Genomic DNA, 8,817 nt, shown 5'->3' on the forward strand with positions numbered 1-8,817 from the left:
GCTGCCGAAGGCTGCGATCTTTTTGGATCAGGCTGCGCTAATCTTCCCGGATTGGCCTTTGCGCTTAGGGATATCGACCATGCAATGGATGTTCATGTTGATCGGGCTGCTGCTCGGCTGGCTGCTCGACGAGTCGTTCAGTGATGCGCTGTTGGGTGCATTGCTGGGGCTGGTCATCGGTCAGACGATCCGCATTACCCGACTCGGCTCGCAGACTGCCGAGCACAAACGTCAACTTGAACAGGCAAAAGTCGCCTTGCAGGCTGTCGAGCAACGTCTGTTTCTGCTCGAAGGTGCCGGCGTAAGCACCGCACCACCGAGGGTTGCGCCGGCTCCGGAAGCCGTCGAACCGGTGTTCGTCGCCGAACAGGCACCCGCTGCCGCACCGGAACTGGTCTGGGAGTTGCCGCCCGAGCTTGAACCGCTTTCCGCCGTCGCCAGTGAAACCAGCCAGCCGCTACCGGCCGATGTCTGGCGTCTGGACGCCATCACCGACGAGCCAACAGCCCCTGCACAACCTGCTGAACCCCGTGGCCCGAACCTGATCGAGCGCGGCATCAGTGCTGCGCGCAACTGGCTGTTTGGCGGCAACACGGTGCTGCGAGTCGGCGTGGTGTTGCTGTTTTTCGGTCTGGCGTTCCTGTTGCGTTACGCCACCGAAGGCATGGTCGTGCCGATCGAGTTGCGCTACGCCGGGGTCGCGGCTGCGGCGTTGGGACTGCTCGCGCTGGGTTGGTGGTTGCGCCGGCGCAACAGCAATTACGCGTTGATGCTGCAGGGCACCGGGATTGCAGTGCTGTATCTGACGGTATTTGCGGCGATGCGTTTGCACCCGCTGCTTGATCCGTCGGCTGCGTTGGGGTTGCTGGTCGCGGTGACGGTGTTTTCGGCGATTCTGGCGATTACTCAAGATGCGCTGGGCCTGGCCGCCGCCGCAGCGCTCGGCGGTTTCGCCGCGCCGATCCTGACCTCGACCGGGGCCGGCAACCATGTCGCGCTGTTCAGCTATTTCGCGTTGCTCAACGCCGGCATCCTTGCCATTGCCTGGTTCAAGGCCTGGCGGCTGCTCAACCTGATCGGTTTCGTCGGCACCTTCGGCATCGGTTTCGCCTGGGGCCTGCGCTCGTATGCGCCCGAGTTGTTGTGGAGTACCGAGCCGTTCCTGATTCTGTTCTTCCTGATGTACCTAGCCATCGGCCTGTTGTTCGCCCGTCGCAAGTTGCGCGACATGCCCGATGCGCCGGCGGATGGCGACCGCGAGGCATTGCTGCACTGGTCAGCGCGTAAAGGCGATTATGTCGACGGGACGATGCTGTTCGGCCCACCGATCATTGGCTTCGGTTTGCAGTTCGCGCTGGTCCAGCATCTGGAGTTCGCGGCCGCTTTCAGTGCGCTGGCGCTGGGCATGATCTACATGGCGCTGGCCAGAGTGTTGATGGGCGGTCGCGCGGTGTTGCTGGGTGAAACCTGTCTGGCGCTCGGGGTGATTTTTGCCAGTCTGGCGATCCCGCTGGGACTCGATGCGCGCTGGACCTCGGCGGCGTGGGCGGTCGAAGGTGCAGGGATTTTCTGGCTGGGTCTGCGTCAACATCGACCGTTCGCCCGGGCCTTTGCGCTGCTGTTGCAACTGGGTTCGGCACTGGCGTTCCTCAGTCAATTGCGTCTCGGCGAAAGCAGTCTGCTTGACGGTGCACCGTTGGGCGCATTGATGCTCGGTATTGCGTTGCTGTTCAGTTTCTACCAACTGCGCAAGGCTTCGCCGGAACAGGCATCGCCTTGGGAGCGCCAAGGCTTGCCGGTATTGGCGTGCCTGGGGCTGACCTTCCTCTATCTGCTGGCGCCGCTGTTTTTCTTCGTTCAGGCCACGGCGATCAGTTGGGCGCTGGCCGGTTTGGTGACGTTGTTTGTCGGTCTGCGCCTGCAGTCGCGCACGTTCCTGTTCACCGCGTTTGCCGTGCAGTTGCTCGGTGGCGCGTTGTTCCTGTTGCGCCTGCAAGGCGCGGGCGAGGATTCGGCGGCCGTGTTCAGCGCTGGCTGGAGCGGCTTGCTCAGTGCATCGCTGATCGGTCTGGCGTTGATCGCCGGCATGCTGTTGGCGGCTCGCGATGACATGGTGCGCGGTGACGTGCGTCTGCTGCGCGGTTTGTCGGTGGTGCTGCTGGCGGGTCTGGTGCTGATCAATCTGGCGGTGCTGTTCGTGCTGCCGTGGCAGACCGCGAGTGCGGTGTGGGCCGCCAGCGGTTTGCTGATCATCTGGCTGAGCCTGTACCTCAAGCAGCGGGTGAGTTTTGTCTTCGGGCTGTTGTTGCAGGTGATCGGTGGCGCGGCGTTTTTGCTGGCTGGCCCGCAATTGCTCGGGCCGCTGTCCAGCGAAGGCTTGCGGCCGCTGGCCCATGGCGGCTTCTGGACGCCGCTGGTGCTGGGGCTGGCCGCGATGATCGGTGCGTGGCGCCTGCAACTGGGCAATCACGCCTCGGCCTTCGATGGGCTGAGTTTGCAGCGCTTGTCTGAAGTGTTGCTGGTGTGGGGCGCCGGTTGGTGGGCGCTGGCGTGGATCAGTGAAGTGCTGCGGTTTGCGCCGCTGCATCTGCAAGCCACGCTGTTGCTGCTGATCGCGGCGCTCAGCGTAGCGTTGTGGGCATGGTTGTCGCTGCGCCTGAAATGGCCGGCACTGAGCCTGCTCTGCACCTTGCTGATTCCGGCGGCAGGACTGGTGCTGCTGGCCGCCTGGCATTCGCGTTATCACCCGGCGGCAAACTTCGGCTGGCTGGCGTGGGCACTGGTGTTCGCCGTGCATGTCTTCAGTTTGCGGCGGTTGGCGCCGATGCTGCCGGCGCGGGCCTTGAGCACTGCGCATGTGCTCGGCTGCTGGTTGCTGATCGGCGTGCTGGCGCTGGAGTTGCGCTACGGCCTGCTGCTGTTGTCCGAGCAATACAACGCCTGGCGCTGGCTGGGCTGGGCGATTCTGCCGAGCCTGTATCTGCTTTTGATGGCCGCGCCGCGCAACTGGCCGTGGCCGGTGGCGGCGTTCCCCCGCGAATACCGCTTGTACGCGGCCGCGCCGCTGGCGGTGCTGATGTTGGGCTGGTTCTGGCTGGCCAATGGTGTCAGTGACGGTAACGCCGAACCGCTGCCGTATGTGCCGCTGCTCAACCCGCTGGAGTTGGGGTTGCTGTTCGCACTGTTCGGGGTGTACGTCTGGTCGCGCAGCGCCGTGACACAACTGTCGATTCGCAAGGATTACGCCGAGTACGCCACGCAACTGGTCGCCGGTATTTCCTTGTTCGCCTTTTGCACCGCGCTGGTCACCCGCGCCGCTCACCATTGGGCGGGGATCCCGTTCGAACTCGATCAACTGCTTGCCTCGATGCTGGTGCAGGCCGGCTTGTCCATCGTCTGGACACTGATGGCGCTGGGACTGATGATCGGCGGACATCTGCGTCATCGCCGCGAGGTCTGGCTGGTCGGCGCCGCGCTGATTGCGCTGGTGGTGGCCAAACTGGTTTTTGTCGAATTGAGCAACCGTGGCGGCCTCGCCCGGATCGTCTCGTTTATCGGTGTCGGCGTGTTGTTGCTGGTGGTGGGCTACTTTGCGCCGCTGCCGCCCAAACGCGTCGAGGCTGAACCGGCGGCGGACAAACCGGCCCCGGAAACCGAAGGAGTTTCATCTTGAGTCGCATGCTGAATCTGGGGTGGTTGGCGCTGGGCGTGGTGATGGCTGCCGGCGCCCAGGAAAAACCGGCGGACTTCGCCACGCAGGTGCCGCTGACCGTCAGTGGCAACGGCCCGTGGTACCGCCTCGAATTGCCCCTGAGCGCGCAGTTGCAGGCACGCCAGACCGACCTGAGTGACCTGCGGGTGTTCAACGCTGCCGGTGAGCCCCAGGCTTACGCCTTGGCCCGTGAATCGGCGCAGACCCGCGACAACGGCCAGTTGCACGAAGTGAAGTGGTTCCCCCTGTACAACGCCGCCGATGCCAGCGAACGCGCACCGAATGTGCGGGTGCAATCGACCACCAGCGGCACGCTGGTCGAAGTGCAGCCCTCCAGCCAGTTGGAGGCCGGCGAAGAAGTGCTGCGTGGCTGGCTGTTGGATGCGAGCGCGATCAAAGCGCCGTTGCAGCAATTGATCCTTGACTGGACCAGTGAGCGCGACGGCTTTCAGCGCTTCAGCATCGAGGCCAGCGACGATTTGCAGCACTGGCAAGCCTGGGGCGAAGGTCAGGTCGCGCGGCTGACCTTTGCCGATGAGCGTATCGAACAGCATGAGGTGACGCTGCCGGGGCAATCGGCGCGTTACCTGCGGCTGTTGTGGGAGTCGCCGAGTTCGGCGCCGATCCTCACGGCGGCACAACTGAAAAACAGTGATCCGCGCAACGTTCCGCTGCCGTTGGTCTGGTCGCAGTCATTGGCCGGCAATAGCACCAAGGCCGGTGAATACAGTTGGCAGTTGCCGATGGGGCTGAATGTCGAGCGGGTGCAGGTTGAACTGAAGCAGCCGAACAGCCTGGCGCCCGTGACGCTGGCCGGCCGTCGTGAAAGCAGTTTGCCGTGGCAGACATTGAGCAGCGGTTTGCTGTATCGCCTGACGCAGAACGGTCAGGACGTGGTGCAGAACGAATTGCCGCTGTACGGGCAGACCGTGCAGCAGTTGAAATTGAATGTGGACGAGCGCGGCGGTGGTTTGGGCGAGCAGGCACCGAGTCTGAAATATGCGGTGCGGGCGACGCAGGTGATTTTCCTCGCACGTGGGGAGGGGCCGTATAGCCTGGCATTGGGGAACCCGAGTGTGAAAACGGCGAACCTGCCGCTGGCCACGCTGATTCCGGATTTCAAACCGGAGAAACTCGCGACGCTGGGCAAGGCGACAGTACAGGGTGACGTCGTCGTTACCCAGACTTCGACGGCGACTACGGCAGCCGTGGCCGAGACCAATTGGAAGAAAATCGGGCTGTGGGCGGTGTTGTTGCTCAGTGTGGTTTTTCTTGGAGCGATGGCGTTCAGCTTGTTGCGCAAGCCACCGACCAACACCTGAGAATGGCCGGCGCTACGCGCCATTCGCTGGCAAGCCAGCTCCCACAGGTTATTGGGTGTAGACAAAACAGGTGAACGACCGAAGTCCTTGTGGGAGCTGGCTTGCCAGCGATGACGGCCGATCAATCAACAAAAATCTTCAAACTGCCGCTATCACTCAACCACCACCCGTCCCGAACCGGTCTACGCTAAACCCGCTACCTGAACTCTCCACTGACAATCACGTCTCATAGAGGCAATTACGCCCCAACGCACGTTACCGGGCGTCTTCGCTCGCTACGTTTTCAGACTCCCTGTAAACTGCGCGGGTTTTTAGCCCCCCCATTCCACCGGAGCCGTCCATGTCCCGCGTTACCCTGAGTCGCTATTTGATTGAGCAGACCCGCAGCAACAACACTCCTGCCGATCTGCGCTTCCTGATCGAAGTGGTGGCGCGTGCCTGCAAGGAGATCAGCCACGCCGTGTCCAAAGGCGCCCTGGGCGGTGTTCTGGGCAGCATGGGCACTGAAAACGTCCAAGGCGAAGTGCAGAAGAAGCTCGACGTGATCTCCAACGAGATCCTGCTCGAAGCCAACGAATGGGGCGGTCACCTGGCCGGCATGGCGTCCGAAGAAATGGACAATGCCTACCAGATCCCGGGCAAATACCCGAAAGGCGCCTACCTGCTGGTATTCGACCCACTGGACGGTTCGTCGAACATCGACATCAACGCCCCGGTCGGCACCATCTTCTCGGTACTGCGTTGCCCGAACGAATACCTGAGCCAGAACGAGCCGTTGAACGAGAAAGCGTTCCTGCAGCCAGGCACCCAGCAGGTTGCCGCCGGTTACGCCATCTACGGCCCGCAGACCATGCTGGTGCTGACCCTCGGTGACGGCGTCAAGGGCTTCACCCTGGACCGCGAAATGGGCAGCTTCGTCCTGACCCACGAAGACATCACCATTCCTGAATCGACCCAGGAATTCGCCATCAACATGTCCAACCAGCGCCACTGGGAAGCCCCGGTACAGCGCTACGTTGGCGAACTGCTGGCCGGCGAAGAAGGCCCGCTGAAGAAGAACTACAACATGCGTTGGGTGGCCGCGATGGTTGCCGACGTGCACCGCATCCTGACCCGTGGCGGTTTGTTCATGTACCCACGCGACAGCCGTGAGCCATCCAAGCCGGGCAAACTGCGTCTGATGTACGAAGCCAACCCGATGTCGTTCCTGGTGGAACAGGCCGGCGGCGCGTCCACCGACGGTCACCAGCGCATCCTCGACATTCAGCCCGAAGGCCTGCACCAGCGCGTAGCGGTGTTCCTTGGCTCGAAAGAAGAAGTCGCCCGCGCCACGGCCTACCACAAGGAATAAACCATGCACGCGCCTTGGCAGCCGTTGCTCGAGTGGTGGTTCGGACACGCCGAATCACCTGACGAGATTGCGGCTGACAAAGGCAAGTTGTGGTTCGGCAAGAAAGATAGTCAAGACCTCGAAGCGCAGACGCGTTTCGGGGTCTTTGTCGATCAGGCCCTCGCCGGCGAATTGACCGAGTGGACGCAACGTCCCGAAGGTTGGCTGGCGGTGGTGCTGCTGCTCGATCAATTGCCGCGAATGATCTTTCGCGACTCTCCCAAAGCGTTTTCCGGTGATCTGCGCGCGCAGAAACTCGTCGCCCAAGGCATTGCGGCGGACTTTGACCGGCAGTTGAAGCCGATCCAGCGGGTATTCATTTATCTGGTGTTCGAACACTGCGAAAACCTCGCGGTGCAGAACGAAGCCGTTTCACGGTTTATGGATCTGGTGGCTGAACAGCCGGAAGCCGAGCGGGCGGTGTTTGCCGATAATCTGGATTACGCCGAGCGGCACCGCAAAGTGATTGCGCGGTTTGGCCGGTTTCCGCATCGCAATGCGGTGTTGGGGCGGGAGTCTACGGCTGAGGAGTTGGTGTTTCTTTCTGAGCCTGGCTCAAGATTTTAAGAGCTTTCCCTCACCCTAGCCCTCTCCCGGAGGGAGAGGGGACTGATCGAGGTGTCTGGGCTTGATACATCGACCTGAGATATCGAGTCGAACTCAGGTTTTGATCAGCGTGAAGATCGGCTCCCTTCCCGCCTCGCCCCCTTGGGGGAGAGGGCTGGGGTGAGGGGGTAAAGCCCTTGATCTTCAGATCCTGAAACTGCCCACCAACTGCTTCAACCGCGCCGCCTGCTGCTCCAGATCCGAGCACGCCCGCAGCGTTGCCTGCAGGTTCTCCACACCTTCCTGGTTCAGCGTGTTGATCTCGTTGATATCGACGTTGATCGACTCGACCACAGCGGTCTGCTCTTCGGTCGCGGTGGCCACCGACTGGTTCATGCCGTCGATCTCGCCGATGCGCTGGGTCACGCTGCCCAACCGCTCGCCGGCCTGGTTGGCGATGCCGACGCTGCTTTCGCTCTCGCGCTGGCTCTCGGTCATGATGTTCACCGCCTGGCGTGCGCCGACCTGCAGCTCTTCGATCATCTTCTGCACTTGTTGCGCCGAATCCTGGGTACGGTGCGCGAGGTTGCGCACTTCGTCCGCGACCACGGCGAAACCACGCCCGGCTTCACCGGCACGGGCCGCTTCGATCGCGGCGTTGAGCGCCAGCAGGTTGGTCTGCTGCGAGATGCTGGTGATCACTTCCAGAATCTGGCCGATGTTTACCGTGTTGCTGTTGAGGGTTTCGATGTTGCCGCAGGAGTCGCTGATTTTTGCCGACAGTTGCTGCATGGCGTGGATGGTTTTATCTACCACCTGCTGGCCGTCGACCGCCAGGCTGCGCGCATCGCTGGAGTGCTGTGAGGCAAGGGCGGCGTTTTGCGCGATTTCCTGGGCGGCGGCGCCGAGCTGGTTGATCGCGGCGGCCACGCTGTTGGTGCGGCTGGCCTGCTGGTCAGAGTTGTACATCGACGAGTTCGATGCGGCGACCACGCGCAGGGCGACTTCGTTGACCTGGCCGGTGGCCGAGGACACTTCGCGGATCGAGGTGTGAATGCGCTCGACGAAGCGGTTGAACGAGGTGCCCAGTGCGCCGAACTCGTCGTGGCCGTGGATCACCAGACGCTTGGTCAGGTCGCCCTCGCCTTCAGCGATATCGTGCATGGCGCGGCCCATGGTCAGCAGCGGTTGCATCAGCACGCGGATCAGCATGCCGAGCAGGGCGATGATGATCACTACGGCAATGACCATGGCGATCAGCGCCGAAGTGCGGAATTCACTGAGCATCGAGAACGCAGTGTCTTTGTCCAGCACCAGCGCCACGTACCAGTCGGCCGATGGCACGCCGTTGACGTGGGTGAAGGAGATCAGTTGAGTCTTGCCGTCGAACTCGACTTCTTTCAGGCCCGGGCTGACCTTCGGCGCGCCGTTCGGATACGCCTCGGCGAGGGTCTTGAGCACCAGTTTGCTGTCCGGGTGGATGAGGATCTTGCCCTCGCTGCTGACGATGAAGGCGTGGCCGTGGCCGCCGAAGTTCAGCGAGTTGATGATCGCGCTGACGCTGCTCAGGTCGATGTCTGCACCGGCCACGCCGAGCATCTGGCCCTGGCGCTGCACCGGGGTGGCGACGGTGATCACCAGTTTGCCCGACGAAGCGGCGATGTACGGTTCGGTGACGATGGTCTGCTGCGCGCTGTTGGCCGCCTTGTACCAGCCACGGGCGCGCGGGTCGTAGTCCGGCGCGCGGTTGCCGGCGGGCACCGAGAACATCACGCCGTCGACACCACCGAAGTAGCTGAGCTGGAAATTGCCAGTGTAGGCGGGCAGGTCGATGATGCGTTTCAGGC

At 62.5% G+C, this 8,817-nt stretch carries 5 protein-coding genes; 4 read left to right on the top strand and 1 reads right to left on the bottom strand.

The features are described 5' to 3' along the window. The first annotated feature begins 79 nt into the window (after positions 1 to 79). The 4 genes from DBR24_RS29210 to DBR24_RS29225 all read left to right on the top strand — a co-directional run bounded on the left by DBR24_RS29210 (position 80) and on the right by DBR24_RS29225 (position 6,991). Complete coding sequence (locus tag DBR24_RS29210) at positions 80 to 3,673, top strand: DUF2339 domain-containing protein (protein ID WP_128616434.1); 3,594 nt, start codon at positions 80 to 82, stop codon at positions 3,671 to 3,673. Continuing rightward, positions 3,670 to 5,034 (top strand): DUF3999 domain-containing protein, encoded by a 1,365-nt coding sequence (locus tag DBR24_RS29215; RefSeq protein WP_128616435.1) that lies wholly within the window; start codon positions 3,670 to 3,672, stop codon positions 5,032 to 5,034. Before DBR24_RS29210 ends, DBR24_RS29215 begins: the two co-directional genes overlap by 4 nt. 340 nt (positions 5,035 to 5,374) lie before the next feature. Next, positions 5,375 to 6,385: a class 1 fructose-bisphosphatase gene (locus tag DBR24_RS29220; RefSeq protein WP_007909265.1), complete on the top strand. Its 1,011-nt coding sequence runs from the start codon at positions 5,375 to 5,377 to the stop codon at positions 6,383 to 6,385. A gap of 3 nt (positions 6,386 to 6,388) precedes the next feature. Next, entirely contained in the window at positions 6,389 to 6,991 is a 603-nt protein-coding gene (locus DBR24_RS29225) for a DUF924 family protein (protein ID WP_128616436.1), read from the top strand. A 183-nt stretch (positions 6,992 to 7,174) separates the two neighbouring features. Here the strand turns inward: DBR24_RS29225 and DBR24_RS29230 are convergent. Continuing rightward, the coding region (locus DBR24_RS29230; RefSeq protein ID WP_256591960.1) for a methyl-accepting chemotaxis protein at positions 7,175 to 8,817 on the bottom strand (1,643 nt) is incomplete at its 5' end.

This window comes from Pseudomonas sp. HMWF006, assembly GCF_003061205.1.
Classification (GTDB): Bacteria; Pseudomonadota; Gammaproteobacteria; order Pseudomonadales; family Pseudomonadaceae; genus Aquipseudomonas; species Aquipseudomonas monsensis.

Excerpts from the sequence above, each read along its gene's own strand:
- DBR24_RS29210 (WP_128616434.1), top strand. The coding sequence starts at position 80 with ATGCAATGGATGTTCATGTTGATCGGGCTGCTGCTCGGCTGGCTGCTC.
- DBR24_RS29220 (WP_007909265.1), top strand. The coding sequence starts at position 5,375 with ATGTCCCGCGTTACCCTGAGTCGCTATTTGATTGAGCAGACCCGCAGC.
- DBR24_RS29225 (WP_128616436.1), top strand. The coding sequence starts at position 6,389 with ATGCACGCGCCTTGGCAGCCGTTGCTCGAGTGGTGGTTCGGACACGCC.